The sequence below is a fragment of the Mycobacterium sp. RTGN5 genome (genome assembly GCF_033804465.1).
Lineage (GTDB): Bacteria > Actinomycetota > Actinomycetes > Mycobacteriales > Mycobacteriaceae > Mycobacterium.
Genome location: NZ_JAPZLA010000001.1, coordinates 1675081 through 1691443 on the forward strand (window position 1 = coordinate 1675081; position 16363 = coordinate 1691443).

The 16363-nt window shown below is 66.1% G+C and carries 13 protein-coding genes and 1 tRNA gene; 7 read left to right on the top strand and 7 right to left on the bottom strand.

Annotated elements, in window-relative coordinates; all coding sequences use genetic code 11:
- Positions 1 to 64: 64 nt before the first annotated feature.
- Together SLQ31_RS08205 and tpx are read right to left on the bottom strand one after the other, a co-directional pair.
- Positions 65 to 1426, bottom strand: coding sequence for a DUF1254 domain-containing protein (locus SLQ31_RS08205; protein WP_319431327.1), 1362 nt, complete (start codon positions 1424 to 1426; stop codon positions 65 to 67).
- A gap of 18 nt (positions 1427 to 1444) precedes the next feature.
- Positions 1445 to 1942: a thiol peroxidase gene (gene tpx / locus SLQ31_RS08210; protein WP_319431329.1), complete on the bottom strand. Its 498-nt coding sequence runs from the start codon at positions 1940 to 1942 to the stop codon at positions 1445 to 1447.
- Positions 1943 to 2446: 504 nt separating this feature from the next.
- Here tpx and SLQ31_RS08215 point away from each other — a divergent pair.
- Entirely contained in the window at positions 2447 to 2716 is a 270-nt protein-coding gene (locus tag SLQ31_RS08215) for a WhiB family transcriptional regulator (RefSeq protein WP_319431331.1), read from the top strand.
- A 48-nt stretch (positions 2717 to 2764) separates the two neighbouring features.
- Here SLQ31_RS08215 and SLQ31_RS08220 read toward each other — a convergent pair whose 3' ends face one another.
- Genes SLQ31_RS08220 through SLQ31_RS08230 form a run of 3 tightly spaced genes read right to left on the bottom strand, consistent with a single transcriptional unit; the run spans position 2765 to position 6392 of the window.
- Positions 2765 to 4135 (bottom strand): ABC1 kinase family protein, encoded by a 1371-nt coding sequence (locus SLQ31_RS08220; RefSeq protein WP_319431333.1) that lies wholly within the window; start codon positions 4133 to 4135, stop codon positions 2765 to 2767.
- Positions 4129 to 4938 carry a TOMM precursor leader peptide-binding protein gene (locus SLQ31_RS08225; RefSeq protein WP_319432955.1) on the bottom strand — a complete coding sequence of 270 codons (810 nt, stop codon included), beginning with the start codon at positions 4936 to 4938 and terminating at the stop codon, positions 4129 to 4131. Before SLQ31_RS08225 ends, SLQ31_RS08220 begins: the two co-directional genes overlap by 7 nt.
- 59 nt (positions 4939 to 4997) lie before the next feature.
- A complete protein-coding gene (locus SLQ31_RS08230; RefSeq protein ID WP_319431335.1) occupies positions 4998 to 6392 on the bottom strand; it encodes a zinc-dependent metalloprotease in 1395 nt (464 codons plus the stop codon).
- A 132-nt stretch (positions 6393 to 6524) separates the two neighbouring features.
- Between SLQ31_RS08230 and SLQ31_RS08235 the strand changes: the two genes are divergently transcribed.
- The 3 genes from SLQ31_RS08235 (at position 6525) to SLQ31_RS08245 (ending at position 11577) form a co-directional block, all read left to right on the top strand.
- A complete protein-coding gene (locus tag SLQ31_RS08235; protein ID WP_319431337.1) occupies positions 6525 to 7547 on the top strand; it encodes a PDZ domain-containing protein in 1023 nt (340 codons plus the stop codon).
- 103 nt (positions 7548 to 7650) lie between these two features.
- A complete protein-coding gene (locus SLQ31_RS08240) occupies positions 7651 to 10653 on the top strand; it encodes a UPF0182 family protein (protein WP_319431339.1) in 3003 nt (1000 codons plus the stop codon).
- Between the two features lie 12 nt (positions 10654 to 10665).
- Positions 10666 to 11577: a ribonuclease Z gene (locus tag SLQ31_RS08245; protein WP_319431341.1), complete on the top strand. Its 912-nt coding sequence runs from the start codon at positions 10666 to 10668 to the stop codon at positions 11575 to 11577.
- Here the strand turns inward: SLQ31_RS08245 and SLQ31_RS08250 are convergent.
- Positions 11574 to 12221 (bottom strand): hypothetical protein, encoded by a 648-nt coding sequence (locus tag SLQ31_RS08250; RefSeq protein ID WP_319431343.1) that lies wholly within the window; start codon positions 12219 to 12221, stop codon positions 11574 to 11576. The genes SLQ31_RS08245 and SLQ31_RS08250 overlap by 4 nt on opposite strands.
- A 138-nt stretch (positions 12222 to 12359) precedes the next feature.
- On the opposite strand from SLQ31_RS08250, the gene SLQ31_RS08255 reads away from it, so the two are divergent.
- Together SLQ31_RS08255 and SLQ31_RS08260 are read left to right on the top strand one after the other, a co-directional pair.
- Positions 12360 to 12433: transfer RNA gene (locus SLQ31_RS08255), tRNA-Met, on the top strand.
- Positions 12434 to 12579: 146 nt separating this feature from the next.
- Complete coding sequence (locus SLQ31_RS08260; RefSeq protein ID WP_319431345.1) at positions 12580 to 13326, top strand: TIGR02206 family membrane protein; 747 nt, start codon at positions 12580 to 12582, stop codon at positions 13324 to 13326.
- Positions 13327 to 13387: 61 nt separating this feature from the next.
- Here SLQ31_RS08260 and SLQ31_RS08265 read toward each other — a convergent pair whose 3' ends face one another.
- Complete coding sequence (locus SLQ31_RS08265; RefSeq protein WP_319431347.1) at positions 13388 to 13672, bottom strand: hypothetical protein; 285 nt, start codon at positions 13670 to 13672, stop codon at positions 13388 to 13390.
- A 135-nt stretch (positions 13673 to 13807) separates the two neighbouring features.
- On the opposite strand from SLQ31_RS08265, the gene SLQ31_RS08270 reads away from it, so the two are divergent.
- The gene (locus tag SLQ31_RS08270) at positions 13808 to 16342 is read left to right on the top strand and encodes an excinuclease ABC subunit UvrA (protein ID WP_319431349.1); all 2535 of its coding nucleotides are present in this window, start codon (positions 13808 to 13810) and stop codon (positions 16340 to 16342) included.
- The last annotated feature ends 21 nt before the right edge of the window (positions 16343 to 16363 follow it).

The window sequence follows — 16363 nt, forward strand, 5'->3', positions numbered from 1 at the left end:
GAATCCGCCCGGGTCACGCGACTCATAGTGAAAACAAATGTAATCTACGGTGCCCGCCAATAGCTCAGGCCTTCACCATCTTTGGCGGCTGCCACGTCCCGTCCAGGGCCTCGTCCTTGGGCCAGTACAGGCGCATTGCGGCGACGAACGGTCCCGCCGGCGCCGGCAGCCAGTTCGCTTCCCGGTCCGCGCCAGGAGACGAATGCTGCACATAGATCGTCACTCCGCCGTCGGGATCCTTCACCAGGTCGGCCAGCATCGGCGAGTTGATCAGATAGCGGTCGATCGGGTTGTCCACCAACAAGCTTTCCGGCATCTTGTACATCGTCACCGACCAGAACGCGTTGACCGGCGGCAGCTCCCCGGCCGCAAAGGTCAGGGTGTAGCTGTCTGCCCCGGTCAGCGAGTTGCCGTCGGCGTCGGTGGCCAGCACGGGGTACATCGCTTCCTGCAGGGAATTGCCGTAGATCCCGAGTGCCGCGCCGCCCATCCGGTAGAGGTAATTGCCGTTGAGATCGTCCTTGGTTCCGAACAATTGGCCCGCCGTCACCTGGCGGGCGTCGATCTGATGTTTGAGGGTGCCGAATTCCGCCCAGGCGTCGGCCATTCCGGCCTCGATGGCCGACAGCAACTCCGGTGTCAGCGCCTCGACACGGAAGCCCGCCCCGATGCCGATGCTGGCGAAGCGGGCGCGCACCGTCTGCTCGGACGCCAGCGTGGGGGCGAAGCCAAGCAGGAAGTCCATCAGTTCGAAGAACCTGGGCGACGTCTTCTGCTCGTCCGCACTCAACGCGGCGGGGAAGTCGAGCGCCGGTGCCTGCGGCGGCGCGGGCTGCTCGAGGAACGCCGACAGCGGCTGCGCGGTGTACCCGGCCTGAATGATCTGGACGTGGTCGAGATCGGCGGGGCCGAACAGTTGGGTGCGGTACAGCACGAGCGCGAACTCGGTGTCCGAGCGGATCACCGCGTCGACGCCGTCAGGCGTCGCTCTCGCCCACCCCGGCCCGGCCAGCAGGTAGGTTCCGCCGCCGTTGCCGGTCGCTCGGCTGCCTACGTAGGCGAAGTTCTGGGTGTAGCCGTCGACGAATTGCAGCGAGTAGTAGCGGCCCGCCTCGATCGGCGGGACACGCAGCACCAGCGGCTCGGCGCGCAGGTCGGCGCCGACCGCCGAGTAGGGGGTGTCGGAGTTGGGGGTCTGGATGGCGGTGTCGGCCGGGGTGTAGACCCGCGCGGTGCTGTGCACCGTGTTCCAGGCGCCCTTGTATTCCGGATCGTCGGTGTCGACGAAATAGGAGTATTGGACGCGATAGTTGTCGACCATCGGGAAGCCGTAGATGTAGGCCTCTTTAGCGATGGTCCTGACCTGCTCGGGGGTCAACGGCTCCCCGGCCGGGGTGGCCGGGGAACCGTCAGAACCCGAGGTCATGGCGATCAGTCCGGCGAACTAGCCGTTCACCGCGGCGAGCGCGGCGTCATAGTTGGGCTCGGTGCCGATCTCGGGCACCAGCTCGGTGTAGACGACCTTGCCGTCGGGGCCGACCACGACGACCGCGCGGCCCAGCAGGCCCGCCATCGGTCCGTCGGTGATGGTGATGCCGAAGTCCTCACCGAAGCTGCTGCGGAAGGCCGACGCCGTCACCACGTTCTCGATGCCCTCTGCACCGCAGAACCGCTTCTGAGCGAACGGCAGATCCTTCGACACGTTGACCACCGAAATCCCGGTGGCGCCGACGCGCTCGTTGAAGGTCCGCACGCTGATCGCGCACACGGGGGTGTCGACGGACGGGAAGATGTTGAGCACCACGCCTTTTCCGCCGAACTGGCCGCTGTCCACGGAGCCGAGATCGGTGCCGGTCAGGTCGAAGGTGGGGGCCTGAGCGCCGACGGCGGGCAGGTCTCCAACGGTGTTGATCGGGTTTCCACGCAGGGTTATCTGTGCCATGGAAAGTAGTTTGTCAGGGCGGGCGCGACGGCCGCAGGTCGGGCGGTGCGAAATTGCATAAGCCCAGGTCAGAAAATCGCTTGTGGCGAAATGGTGTTAGCATTTATTCTCAAATCCGAATCCTGTGCCGATCGATGGCTGCAGGCGGCGTGACGGAAGGAGGGGCCCACGATGATCACCACCACAGCTGACTTTGGCGTAGCTGGCATGGCGCATCACGCATGGTCCTTCCGGGCCGTCATGTCGTCGAGCCCAGTGCTTACCGCTCATGCCGCCGGTGCGGCCGCCGCTATTCCGGCGCAGCGTAAGCGCCGCGCCAACGCCGCCCCGACGATCGCGTCCGTGGACAGGAGCTCCATCTAGGAAAGCTCCCAGACACAGCCAACTGGCCACGGACCCGAAGTCAAAGGATCCGTGGCCTTTGTGTTTCACCAGATTCCTGGTCCCGGATCCCTCTCGAAGAGATACGTACAGCTATTCGACCAGGAAGCAGGTGAGCGAGACATGTCGACATCGACAGTCCGCCAGGAGAAGCTGCCGGTGTTGCCGTGCCACGCCGGGAATCCCGACTTGTGGTTCGCCGAGAGTCCCATGGACCTGGAGCGCGCGAAGGTGCTCTGCGCTGAATGTCCGATCCGGCGGCAATGCCTTGACGCCGCGTTGGACCGCGGCGAGCCCTGGGGTGTGTGGGGCGGCGAGATCATCGAGCGGGGCAGCGTCGTGCAGCGCAAGCGTCCGCGCGGGCGTCCCCGCAAGGACGTGATCGCGGCCTAGAGGTTCACCGGCTGGGTCGGATGTCGCCGACCCGCCGGCTCCTCGTGCTCACTGCGCGGGTGGAGTGAACCCTGGCACCAGGCGCGCGGCCAGCTCTCGCGTCGGCACATGGGCGTCGAGCTGACACGAGATCGCCACGGTGGATGCGATCACCCGCAGCGGGATCGCCAGCTTGGCCGGCAGGTCCATGGAGCGGGCGGTCTTGATCTGCTGCGACGAGACGTTCATGTTCGCCGCGGCCATCTTCTGCAGCCACCGGCGGGTGTAGTGGAAGACGTCGACCTCGATGGGCTCGACGTACTGGCGCAGCATGTCGTCGATTTCGCGCGCCGAGACCTGCTCACCCTTCTGGATGAAGCCGACGCGTTCCATCGTGGGCAGCAGCTCGTCGTAGTTCTTGTCCCGGGCCAGGCAGATGATCTGGCCGATCTCGATGGGCAACCCGTCCGGCAGCGGACCCACCGCACCGAAGTCGATGACGCCCATCCGGCCGTCGGGCAGCATCATGAAATTTCCCGGATGCGCGTCGCCGTGGATCAATCCGAGTCGGGACGGGGCATCGAAGGTGAGCTCGATAAGCCTTGTGCCGCAAAGGTCTCGCTCTTCGGGCGTGCCCTCGCGAATGATGTGTGCCATCGGCACACCGTCGATCCACTCGCTGATCATCACCTTCGGCGCACTGGCCACCACGTGCGGCACCACGAAATGCGGATGGCCTTCGTAGGCCTTGGCGAAGGCGCGCTGGTTGTCGGACTCCAGCCGGTAGTCCAGCTCCATCTCGGTGCGCTCGATGAGCTCGTCGACCACGCCTTGCACGTCCGCGCCGGGGGAGAGCTGCTTGAACACGCTGACCATGCGCTGCATGGTCTTCAGGTCGGCGCGCAGCGCCTCATCGGCGCCGGGGTACTGGATCTTGACCGCGACCTCGCGGCCATCCGACCACACGCCCTTGTGCACCTGGCCGATGCTCGCCGACGCCACCGGGGTGTCGTCGAACGAGGTGAACCGCTCGCGCCATTTCGTGCCGAGCTGGCCGTCGAGCACCCGGTGCACCTTGGCTGCCGGGAGCGGCGGGGCGTCCTTCTGCAGTTTGGTCAGCGCCTCGCGGTAAGGCTCGCCGAACTCCTCGGGGATGGCGGCTTCCATCACCGACAGCGCTTGGCCCACCTTCATGGCACCGCCCTTGAGCTCGCCGAGCACGGTGAACAACTGGTTGGCGGCCTTCTCCAACAGCTCGGCCTGGACGTCGTCTTTCGACATGCCGGTCAGTCGTTTGCCGAAGCCCAGCGCCGCCCTGCCAGCAAACCCCACCGGGATGGAGGCGAGCTTGACGTTGCGGGCCGCACGGCCGCGCTTGATGTCTGCCACGCCCCCATCATCCCTGACGAAACCCTCCTGGCAACCAAGGACGGTCAGCATTGGCAGTTCGGATGCCGTGACCAGCGACGAGCGGAGATCGTATTGCTGGTGACGTCGACCTGCAGGGTGGTGTTCAGCGTCGCCGGCGGTGCTCCGGCGGCTTCCTGCCCCCGAACCGCGGTGATGATGCGCTGTAGCTGGCCCAGCGCAACCGCGGCGGTAGCCAGCACGGTCGGGCGGTCGGCGCTGCCGATCACGTCGCGTAGCTGTGCGGCCAACGCCGGCCAGGCCCCGTCGCGGTCGGTCCGATGCAGGTCCGCACACGCCAGACAACTCGTCACACCGGGGATCACCAGCGGGCCGACCAGCCCGGCGCCGTCACGCACCCGGACCGGCAGGTGCGGCACGCCGGCGGTATGCAAATCCCGAACCAGCCTTGGATCGGCGACCAGATAGTCGCTCAGAACCACCATGTCCGCGCTCGCCGCCGACACCGACGCTCCTGCGTGACTGGTCTGCGCGATCCGTGCCCCCGAGCACCGCAGTGCCTCGACCAGCAGATCCGAGAGTGGGCCGCAGCCGTGCACCCGGATCGACAGCGCTCGCACTGCCGGCTGCCGTGCCCGGCCGCGGACCACACCGCTGCTCACCAGGGCTTCCAGGATCTGTTCGACGACGTTGCCGGCCAACCCGTGGGAGGCGGCCAGCCGGTGCAGCTCGGCCATGCCGAGCGGAACCTGCATGCCGCGCAACAGCGCGGCCAGGTTCGCCGAGGTCGCGCCGTCAGGCGGACGGACCAGGACTGCGCGGCGGGGATCCCAGCCGACCTGCACCGCGCCGTCCGGTCGCAGCAGCACCGGCATTGCTGGGTCGAGTGCGTAGAGCACCCGCCGACTGTGGCACCACTGGGGTGCCGCGCGACTCAGCTATCCACAGGCTCGTCGGGGTCATCGTCCGATTTTTCGGGCTTCTCGGATTTCTCCGACTTTTCCGACTCTGTCTTCTGGAACTCCGCGATCGCCGAGTCGATGTCCAGCCCGCTGGTGTCACCGCCGATGATCCGGTCGATGAACCCGGCCGGCTCGTCGAGATCCGCGGAGTTGGGCAGCAGGTCGGGGTGTTGCCAGACGGCGTCGCGGGCGTCGATGCCGACGGCGTCGGTCAGTCGCTCCCACAGCACGGCGGCTTCGCGCATCTTGCGGGGCCGCAACTCGAGGCCGACCAGCGTCGCGAAGGTCTGCTCGGCGGGTCCGGCGGTGGCCCGCCGTCGCCGCAGCATCTCCGACAGCGCGGCAGTGCCCGGGATGCGGTCGCCGAGCGCGGCGATGACCACGGTCTGCACCCAGCCCTCAACCAGCGCCAGCAGGGTTTCCAGGCGCTCGAGCGCCGCCGTCTGTTCCGGAGTGGCCTTGGGCTCGAACATGCCCTGGCTGAGCAACTGCTCCATGGCGGCGGGGTCGGCCAGCGCGGCCGGGTTGAACCCCTGCGCCAGCTCCTCCATGCCGCTCATGTCGATCTTCATGCCCTTGGCGTAGGCCTCGACAGCATTGAGCAGCTGGGTCGACAGCCACGGGACATGGCTGAACAACCGGTGATGGGCTGCCTCGCGGGCGGCCAGGAAGGTCAAGATCTCGCTGCGTGGCTGCTCAAGTCCTTCGGAGAGAGCCTCGATGGCCTCGGGCAGCAACGCGGCGACGCCCTTGGGCCCGAGCGGCAGCCCGATATCGGTCGACGTCAGCACCTCACGGGACAGCTTTCCCAGCGCCTGGCCCAGCTGTGAGCCGAACGCCATGCCGCCCATCTGGGTCATCATCGCCAGCAGCGGCCCGGCCATCGCCTTGGCTTCCTCGGGCAGCGACGACGCCCACACCGACCCGATCTGTTCGGCCATCGGATCGCACAGCCGCTTCCAGGTGTCCAGGGTGCCGTCCACCCATTCGTTGGGCGTCCATGCGACGGCTTTGGTGGCGCCGGCGGGCAGCGCGGTCGCGCCGTCGAGCCAGGTGTCGGCCAAGTGCACGGCGTCGGCGATGGCCGAGCTGGTGGCGGCCGGGATCGGCGCGACGAAGCCGATGGAGCTTGTCGCCAGCTGGCGGGCCAGGTCGTAGTTGACCGGCCCGGACGAGCTGCCGCCCATCACACCGCCTGTGCCGCTGAACATCTGGCCGAGCTTGGTGAAGATCTGGCCGAGGTCGGCCATGTTGAAGTCGCCACCGCCGAAGCCGAAGGGATCGCCGGAGCCGGAGTTGGGGTCCTTTTTCGCCTTGTCGCGGTCGGGGTCGTCTCCCGGCGAGAAGCCGAAGGGCAGGTCAGCCATGTCTCAACCGTACTCACCCTGCGTCGTGGGCGCGTAACTGACGATCACGCTGTCAGTGAACCGGGCCTGCGGACGGCTCCGTCTATTCCCCGGGTCGCTTCGCTCCTGCCCGCCGCATCTAGTCTTGGCGGCGTGAACAGGCGGATTCTGACGCTGATGACGGCGCTCGTGCCGATCGTGGTCTTCGGCGTGCTGCTGGCGGTCGTGACGGTGCCCTTTGTCTCGCTGGGCCCCGGGCCGACCTTCGACACGCTCGGCGAGGTCGACGGCAAGCAGGTGGTGGCCATCAACGGCACCGACACCCATCCCACCGCGGGGCATCTGAACATGACTACCGTCGCCCAGCGCGACGGGCTGACGCTGGGGCAGGCGCTGACGCTGTGGGCGTCGGGCCGCGAACAGCTGGTGCCCCGCGATCTGGTGTTCCCACCGGACAAGTCGCGCGAGGACGTCGAAAAGGACCAGGATGCCGACTTCAAGAACTCCGAGGACAGCGCCGCATACGCCGCACTCGGATACCTGAAGTACCCCAAGGCGGTCGTGGCGGCCAAGGTCAACGATCCCGGCCCGTCGGCAGGCAAGCTGCAGGCCGGTGATGCTATCGGCGCGGTCGACGGTAAGCCGGTAGCGAACCTCGCTGAGTTCACCGGACTGCTGAAGGCCACCAAACCGGGCCAGGAGATCGTCATCGACTACCGCCGCGAGAACGCCCCGCCTGGCAGCGCGCGGATCACGTTGGGCACCAACCCCGACCGCGACTACGGCTATCTGGGGGTGGCCGTGCTCGACGCACCGTGGGCGCCGTTCAGCATCGATTTCAACCTCGCCAACATCGGCGGGCCGTCGGCCGGACTGATGTTCAGCCTGGCCGTTGTCGACAAGCTGACCACCGGTGACCTCAACGGATCGAAGTTCATCGCAGGTACCGGAACGATCGACGCGGACGGCAAGGTGGGCCCGATTGGGGGCATCACCCACAAGATGCTGGCCGCCCAGGAAGCGGGCGCGTCGGTCTTCCTGGTGCCCGCCGACAATTGCGACGAGGCCAGGTCGATGCGCGACGACAACATGGAACTGGTCAAGGTGGACACCTTGGCCGGGGCTGTCGACTCGCTGCACACGTTGACCTCCGGCGGCCGTCCGCCCAGCTGCTAGCGCGTTAGTGCAGGACAAGACCGCTGCTGTGATGCGTAGAGTTGTGGCCGTACTGCTGCCACGGCGCGGCGCAGCCGCCCGACAAGACTCAGGAGCCTGACAGGTGAGTATGCGGCCCGGCGCCAGGATGCCGAAGCTGACTCGGCGCAGCCGGATTCTGATCGGTGTTGCGCTCGCGGTCGTCGTGCTGTTGTTGGTGGGGCCACGGCTGGTCGACGCCTACGTGGACTGGCTGTGGTTCGGCGAGTTGGGATACCGCTCGGTGTTCACCACCACGCTGCTCACCCGGATCGTCGTGTTCCTGGTGGCCGCCGTGCTCGTCGGGGCAATCGTGTTCGCCGGGCTGGCGCTGGCCTACCGCACCCGGCCCGTGTTCGTCCCGACCGCCGGGCCCAACGATCCGGTGGCGCGCTACCGCACGGCGGTGATGGCGCGCCTCAAGCTGTTCGGTATCGGGGTGCCTGCGGTGATCGGCGTGCTGGCCGGCGCCGTCGGGCAGAGTTACTGGGCGCGGGTGCAGCTGTTCCTGCACGGCGGGAACTTCGGTGTCACCGATCCGCAATTCGGTAAGGACCTCGGCTTCTACGCCTTCGATCTGCCGTTCTACCGGCTGGTGCTGTCGTATCTGTTCGTCGCGGTGTTCCTTGCGTTCCTGGCGAATCTGCTCAGCCACTACGTCTTCGGGGGCATCCGGCTTGCCGGGCGCGCCGGAGTGCTGAGCCGCCCGGCGCGTATCCAGCTGGTCGCCCTGATCGGGACGCTGGTGGTGCTCAAGGCGGTCGCCTACTGGTTCGACCGCTACGAGCTGCTCAGCCATACCCGCGGCGGCAAGCCGTTCACCGGTGCCGGTTACACCGACATCAACGCGGTGCTGCCGGCCAAACTGATCCTGTTGGCCATCGCGCTGATCTGCGCGGCCGCGGTGTTCTCCGCACTCGTGCTGCGCGACTTGCGCATTCCGGCGATCGGTTTGGTGCTGTTGCTGCTGAGCTCGCTGATCGTCGGGGCGGGCTGGCCGTTGGTGGTCGAGCAGATCAGCGTCAAACCCAATGCGGCGCAGAAGGAAAGCGAATACATCAGTCGCAGTATCGCCGCGACCAGGCAGGCGTACGGGCTGACCAACGACCACGTCACCTACCGTGACTACAGCGGCACGGCACCGACCACCGCGCAACAGGTGGCCTCCGACCGGGCCACCACGTCGAACATCCGGGTGCTCGACCCGACGATCATCAGCCCGGCGTTCACCCAGTTCCAGCAGGGCAAAAACTTCTACTACTTCCCCGATCAGCTGTCGATCGACCGGTACCAGAGCCCCGACGGCGATCTGCGTGACTACGTCGTCGCCGCACGCGAACTCAACCCCGACCGTCTGATCGACAACCAGCGGGACTGGATCAACCGGCACACGGTCTACACCCACGGCAACGGGTTCATCGCCTCGCCGGCCAACACGGTGCGCGGAATCGCCAACGACCCCAACCAGAATGGCGGCTACCCGGAGTTCCTGGCCAGCGTCGTCGGCGCGAACGGCACTGTCGTCTCCCCAGGTCCTGCTCCACTGGATCAGCCGCGCGTGTACTACGGCCCGGTCATCTCCAACACTTCGGCCGACTACGCGATCGTCGGCAAGACCGGCAACGACCGCGAATACGACTATGAGACCAACACCGAGACCAAGAACTACACCTACACCGGCGGCGGCGGTGTTCCGATCGGCAACTGGCTGGCCCGCTCGGTGTTCGCCGCCAAATTCGCCGAGCGAAACTTCCTGTTCTCCAACGTGATCGGCTCCAATAGCAAGATCCTGTTCAACCGCGATCCTGCGCAGCGAGTCGAGGCGGTGGCACCGTGGCTGACCACCGACAGCTCGGTGTATCCGGCGATCGTCAACAAGAAGATGGTGTGGGTCATCGACGGCTACACCACGCTGGACAACTATCCGTACTCGGAGTTGACGTCGCTGTCCTCGGCCACCGCCGACTCCACCGAGGTGGCGGTCAACCGGCTGGCACCGGACAAGCAGGTGTCCTACATCCGCAACTCGGTCAAGGCCACCGTCGACGCTTACGACGGCACCGTGACGCTGTACGCCCAGGACGAGAGCGACCCGGTGCTGAAGGCGTGGATGTCAGTCTTCCCGGGCACGGTCAAGCCTAAGAGTGAGATTTCGCCGGATCTTGCTGCGCACCTGCGCTATCCGGAGGATCTGTTCAAGGTGCAGCGCATGCTGCTGGCCAAGTATCACGTCGACGATCCGGTGACGTTCTTCTCCACCTCGGACTTCTGGGACGTGCCGCTCGATCCCAACCCGACCGCCAGCAGCTACCAGCCGCCGTACTACATCGTCGCCAAGAATATTGCGCGCAACGACAATTCGGCGTCGTTCCAACTGACCAGCGCGATGAACCGGTTCCGCCGCGACTTCTTGGCGGCCTACATCAGCGCGAGTTCCGATCCCGACACCTACGGCAGGATCACGGTGTTGACGATCCCGGGTCAGGTCAACGGTCCAAAGCTGGCGTTCAACGCGATCAGTACCGACACCGCGGTCAGTCAGGACCTCGGTGTGATCGGACGGGACAACCAGAACCGAATACGGTGGGGCAATCTGCTCACCCTGCCGGTCGGGCAGGGCGGTTTGATCTACGTGTCGCCGGTGTACGCCTCGCCGGGCAGTAGCGACGCCGCGTCGTCCTATCCACGGTTGATCCGCGTGGCGATGATGTACAACGACAAGGTCGGCTACGGCCCGACCGTAAGTACCGCGCTGGACGGCATTTTCGGTGCCGGCGCAGGGGCGACGGCCACCGGTCCCGCACCCGCGACTCCACCGGGTGGTCAGCCACCGGGTGGTCGCCCGCCGGCGGCGGCACCGCCCCCGGCGCCGGGCAGCGCGCCTGAGGTCCCCACACCGATCGCGGCAGTGCCCGCGACGCCAGGAGTGCCAACGACGTTGTCGGGGCCCAAGATGGCCGCGCTGCAGGATGTCGAGACTGCACTCGGCGCCGTGCAGGAAGCCCAAAAGAACGGCAACTTCGCCGAATACGGCGATGCGCTGCAGCGGCTCGATGATGCCTTCAAGAAGTACGAGGGCACGAAGTAGCGGCGTCTAGCCATGCGTGAGTTGGTCGTGCTCGGCACCGCCAGTCAGGTGCCGACGCGCTACCGCAACCACAACGGCTACCTGCTGCGCTGGGACGACGAAGGGCTGCTCTTCGATCCCGGCGAGGGAACCCAGCGCCAGATGGTGCTGGCCGGGGTTGCCGTCAGTGCGGTAAACCGGCTGTGCCTCACGCACTTTCACGGTGACCACTGCCTCGGGGTGCCCGGCATCATCCAGCGGGCGTCGCTGGACCGGGTGAGCCATCCGATCGTTGCGCATTTCCCGGCGTCCGGACGGGACTACTTCGCCCGGCTGCGCCATGCCTCGATCTTCTACGACACGGTCGACGTGCGGGAGGAACCGATCGAGGCGAACGGCACCGTGGCGGTCGGGGCGTTCGGGGTACTGGAGGCGCGGGCCCTCGAGCATTCGACCGAGGTGTTCGGCTACCGGCTCGTCGAGCCCGACGGTCGGCGTTTCATTCCGGAGTTGTTGTCCCGCTTTGGGATCAGCGGTCCCGACGTCGGCGCGTTGGAGCGGGCCGGGGCGATCAGGGTGGGGGACCGAATGATCGAGCTGGAGCAGGTCAGTGAGGTGCGGCGGGGCCAGCGATTCGCGTTCGTGATGGATACCAGGCTCTGCGACGGCGTGTACGAGTTGGCCGACGGCGCCGACCTGTTGGTGATCGAGGCGACTTTCTTGGCGCAGGACGAAGACCTGGCACAGCAATACGGGCACCTGACAGCTCGACAGGCGGCCGAGGTTGCGGCCGAGTGCGGGGTGCGCACGCTGGTGCTGACGCACTTCTCACAGCGCTACCAGGACGCCGCCGGCCGCTACGCCGACGAGGCCGCCGCGGTGTTCTCCGGCGACATCGTCGTGGCCGAGGATCTGATGCGCGTGCCGGTGCCGGCCCGTCGCTAGGGAGTGGGAGTGGGCAACCCCACGCGCAGAGCGATGGCCTGCTTCTGGCCGACGTTGGTGATGAAGTCAGCGTCTGCGGGCTGGCCGGGCAGGCCGTCGAACTCCACCCGGGCCAGCGTGGAGCCCACCGTGAACAGCAGCACGCTGACTGACTTCGCTCCGTCGGGGGAGTTGCCCGAGACGATGGTGCCGCCGGTGCCCACGATGGAGGGTCGCGGTGGGCCGGGATCCACCGACTTGGCCAGGCTGGCCTGCGCCTCGGCGAGCGCGGAAGGACCGGCGGCCGGGCTGTCGAGCGCGATGATCAGGATGCTGACGGCCTTGGTCTGCGCCTGGTTGACGATCAGCACTTCGGCGCCGGGCCGGCTGTCGGGGTTCGCGGTCGCCGGCTGGGCGACGAAGGCGTCACCCGTCGCCGAGATGTCGCCGGGCTGCAGCAGCAGACGGGTGTAGTCGACAGAGGCAGCGGCCGGTTTGGTGCTGGTGGTCGTGGTGGTGGCAGCGGACACACCGGGCAGCGCGGGGATCGACGCGGCGGGATTACTTGTGGTGACACCGGATTCGTTGTCGCAACTGGAGACCCCGAAGGCGACGGCGGCGATCATCGCGATCGCGGCATAGCGGGTGGTGTGTTTTGACTTCATCTCCAACGAGCCTGTCGACTTCTGCCGTGGGAAGCAAGCCAATACCCCTGCTTTGTGACGAACGCCAAGCGTGATTGTGCCTCTGAGCTGCCGATTTGGTTCCTTTGCTTGGCGGCCGGTAACGTTGCGTTCACCCGACGCGGGGTGGAGCAGCTCGGTAGCTCGCTGGGCTCATAACCCAGAGGTCGCAGGTTCGAATCCTGTCCCCGCTACTAGGTAAGACGGCCCTCGGAGATTACTCCGGGGGCCGTTTTCGTGTGGGTTGTGATCGGCCGGAAGTCTGCAGGACTTGGAGCCCACGCCATAATCGAAGGTTGAGAACCGCGGACACGATCACCAAGACGACTGGGAGGCGTCAATGGAGTCCTTCGCCGCACGCCACGAATTCACGGCCTACGGCCCATCGCACTTGGTCGTTCTGTCGATCTTCGCGCTCGGCGCGGTGCTGCTGGTGTGGATCGGGCGCAGGTCGACCGACGCGCACGCGCAGATACTGAGCCGCACACTCGCGGTACTTATTCTGCTGGCGTTCGCGGTAGCGCTGACCTACAAACTCACCCAGCCCGACATCCAGACCTCGATACCGCTACAGCTGTGCGACATCGCCGAACTCGTTGCCGCTTACGCGCTGTGGTCACAACAGCATTGGGCCTTCGCGCTTACCTATTACTGGGGCCTGCTACTGAGTTCACAGGCTCTGCTGACTCCGGACATCGGTACACCTACCGAAGGCGCACCGGACTTCCCGAACCACTTGTTCGTGACCTTCTTCGCGCTGCACGTTTTGGTCGTATGGTCGGCCGTCTACCTGACCTGGGGGCGCCGACAACGCCCCGGTTGGCACGATTTCCGGTTCGCTGTCGCCGTGACGCTCGGCTGGGTCGCGTTCACCCTCGCCTTCAACACGTTTGCCCGCACGGACTACGGCTACCTCAACGGAAAGCCGCCCACGACATCGATACTCGATGCCCTCGGGCCGTGGCCGTTCTACGTACTGGCCGAGATCGCGGTGGTCATCGCCGTATGGGCGGCGATGACCTGGCCCTGGCAATGGACCAATTCCCTGCGCTCAGGCATGAGCAATGATCTCCCCGCTACCAGGTAAAACGGCCCCCGGAGATTCTCCGGGGGCCGCTTTCATGCCTGTTGGGAACTTCGTAGGTCGCTCAGCCGTGCGGCGCCTCTGAAATCTTCGTGTCCTCGGTGCCGAGAGTCTTGCAATAGAGCAAGACCGAGGTCTTGGTCGCGGTGATCTCCAGATTGGTCGGATCCTTACCGCTGCTGTCCTTGAGCATCTTGCTAACTTCGTCGTTTTGCTTTTTCTCGTCCTGGGTGACGAAGTCCTTGCATTTCGTGTCGCCGCCGGTGTTGATGACCTCGGACGCCGAGCAGCCGCTGATGACAGCGGCCGCCGCCGAAGCCGCCAAGACGGAGTAGACGATTCGCTTCATTGAGGACCTCTCTCGCGTGGGCAATGGCATGGGGGTAATTCACAGAAATGACGTAGTCGAAACCCAGGCGCGAAGCGTGGCTGTCGTGCCACCTCATGCTTGCACCGCTGGCGCACGGGTACTCGTCCGAGCACGATGGCAGAAATGTCCTACCGAAGCACCGACGACCACGACCCTTGTGTGCGTGTTTACGGGGCCCAGGTCCACAATCTGCGGGGTGTCGACGTCGTAGCGCCGCGCGATGCGCTGGTCGCATTCACGGGGATCTCCGGATCCGGCAAATCGTCGTTGGCCTTCGGGACGATCTATGCCGAAGCCCAGCGCCGCTACTTCGAATCGGTCGCGCCGTACGCCCGTCGCCTGCTGTTGCCGACTGGCGCGCCAAAGGTAGATGACATCACCGGGCTACCGCCCGCCGTCGCGTTGCAGCAGCGTCGGGGTTCGGCGACGTCGCGGTCGACGGTCGGCACCGTCACCACACTGTCGAATCTGCTGAGGATGCTGTTCTCCCGCGCCGGAACCTACCCGCCGGAGACCACGGAACGACTGGACTCCGACGCGTTCTCCCCGAACACCGCGGTGGGGGCGTGCCCCGATTGCCACGGGCTGGGACGAATCCATCGGGTGACCGAAGAAACACTGGTGCCAGACCCGTCGCTGACCATCCGCGAAGGCGCCGTTGCCGCATGGCCGGGTGCGTGGCAGGGCCAAAACCTACGCGACATCCTCGTCACGCTGGGTTACGACATCGACAAGCCGTGGCGGAAACTTACTAAGCGTCAACGCCATTGGATTCTGTTCACCGACGAGCAACCAACAGTCGAAATCGATCCGGGTCAACACCCCGTGCAGGCCGATTACTATTACAACGGCACGTTCTCCAGCGCCGAACGCCACGTCCGCCACACATTGGCCAACTCCCACAGCGCGATGATGCGTCGCCGGGTGCTGCAATTCGTCGGCAGCGTCGAGTGTCCGTTGTGCGGCGGTTCCGGCCTGCGTGCGGAGGCGCTGAAGGTGACATTCGTCGGGCGCACCATCGCCGACTACGTTGCGATGTCGTTGGCCGAGCTTGCTGATACATTGCGCCCGACGGCTTCTCGCACCGATGCCGCCGCCGCTTACGAGTCAACGAATTCCGGTGAGTTGACGGAAGTGGCGACCATGATCGCCGCCGATCTCGTTGCGCGGCTGCAGATACTCATAGATCTCGGCCTCGGCTATCTCGCGCTGAGTCGCCGTACACCGACGGTGTCACCCGGCGAGCTGCAGCGGTTGCGCCTAGCCACTCAACTGCGTGCCGGCCTGTTCGGCGTGCTCTATGTGCTCGACGAGCCGTCGGCTGGACTTCACCCAGCGGACGCCGAACCGCTACTCGACGTGCTCGATCGCCTTCGGCGCGCGGGAAATTCGCTATTCGTGGTCGAACACGACATGGACGTCGTGCGCCGCGCCGACTGGATCGTCGACGTTGGCCCCGGGGCGGGAGAGCTTGGCGGCGAGGTCCTCTACAGCGGGCCGGTGCCGGGTCTCGCCGACATCGAGCGGTCGGTCACGCGTAGGTACCTTTTCGACGAGGCCGGGCCGCCGTCTCGTGAACCCCGCGCGCAGTCCGGGTGGCTGCGGTTGCGCGGGATCTGTTTCCACAATTTGAGAGACCTCGACGTGGACCTGCCACTTGGGGTGTACACCGCCGTCACCGGAGTATCCGGTTCCGGCAAGTCGACCCTTGTCGTCAAGGTCCTCGGCGATGTGGTGAACAGCCATCTCGGCACCGGACGCGCTGCCGAACCGGTTGAAGCCAACGACGACGAAACCGACACCGGGATCGTCGATCTCGATCACGACGCGAGCGTCGGTGTGACGGCAGAGGGGGTGGAGGACATCAACCGGCTGGTAACCGTCGACCAGCGCCCGATCGGACGCACGCCGCGCTCGACGCTGGCGACCTACACCGGCTTGTTCGACGCCGTGCGCCGCGAATTCGCTGCCACCCCGAAGGCGCGTCGGCGCGGTTGGACAGCGGGCAGGTTTTCGTTCAACGTGGCCGAAGGTCGCTGCCCCACCTGTCAGGGGGAGGGGTTTGTGTCGGTCGAATTGTTGTTCCTGCCAGGCACTTACGCCGTGTGCCCGGCGTGTCACGGAGCGCGGTACTCCGACGAGACACTCGAGGTGCGCTATCGCGATAGGACGATCGCCGACGTGCTCGCGATGACGGTCGATGAGGCCTCGGACTTTCTTGCCGACGTCGCCAGCGCGTCGCGGAGTCTGACCACGCTGCGGGAGGTGGGACTGGGTTATCTCCGTCTCGGACAGCCCGCGACCGAGCTGTCAGGTGGCGAGGCGCAGCGGATCAAGCTCGCCTCCGAACTGCAGAGACCGAGGCGAGGGCACACTCTCTACGTCCTCGACGAGCCGACCACCGGACTACACCCCGCCGACGTGGATCTGCTCGATCGTCAACTGCACCGCCTCGTCGACTCGGGCAACACCGTAGTGGTGGCCGAACACGATATGCGGATGGTCGCGGGTGCCGACTGGGTGATTGATCTGGGACCGGGTGCCGGTAGCGATGGCGGTGGGGTCGTCGCGGCGGGGCCGCCCACGAAGGTGGCACGTGCGAAAAACAGCCGCACGGCGCCGTATCTGGCACAGCGCTTGGCGGAGTGATTTGCTGAAAGCTCCAGGCGG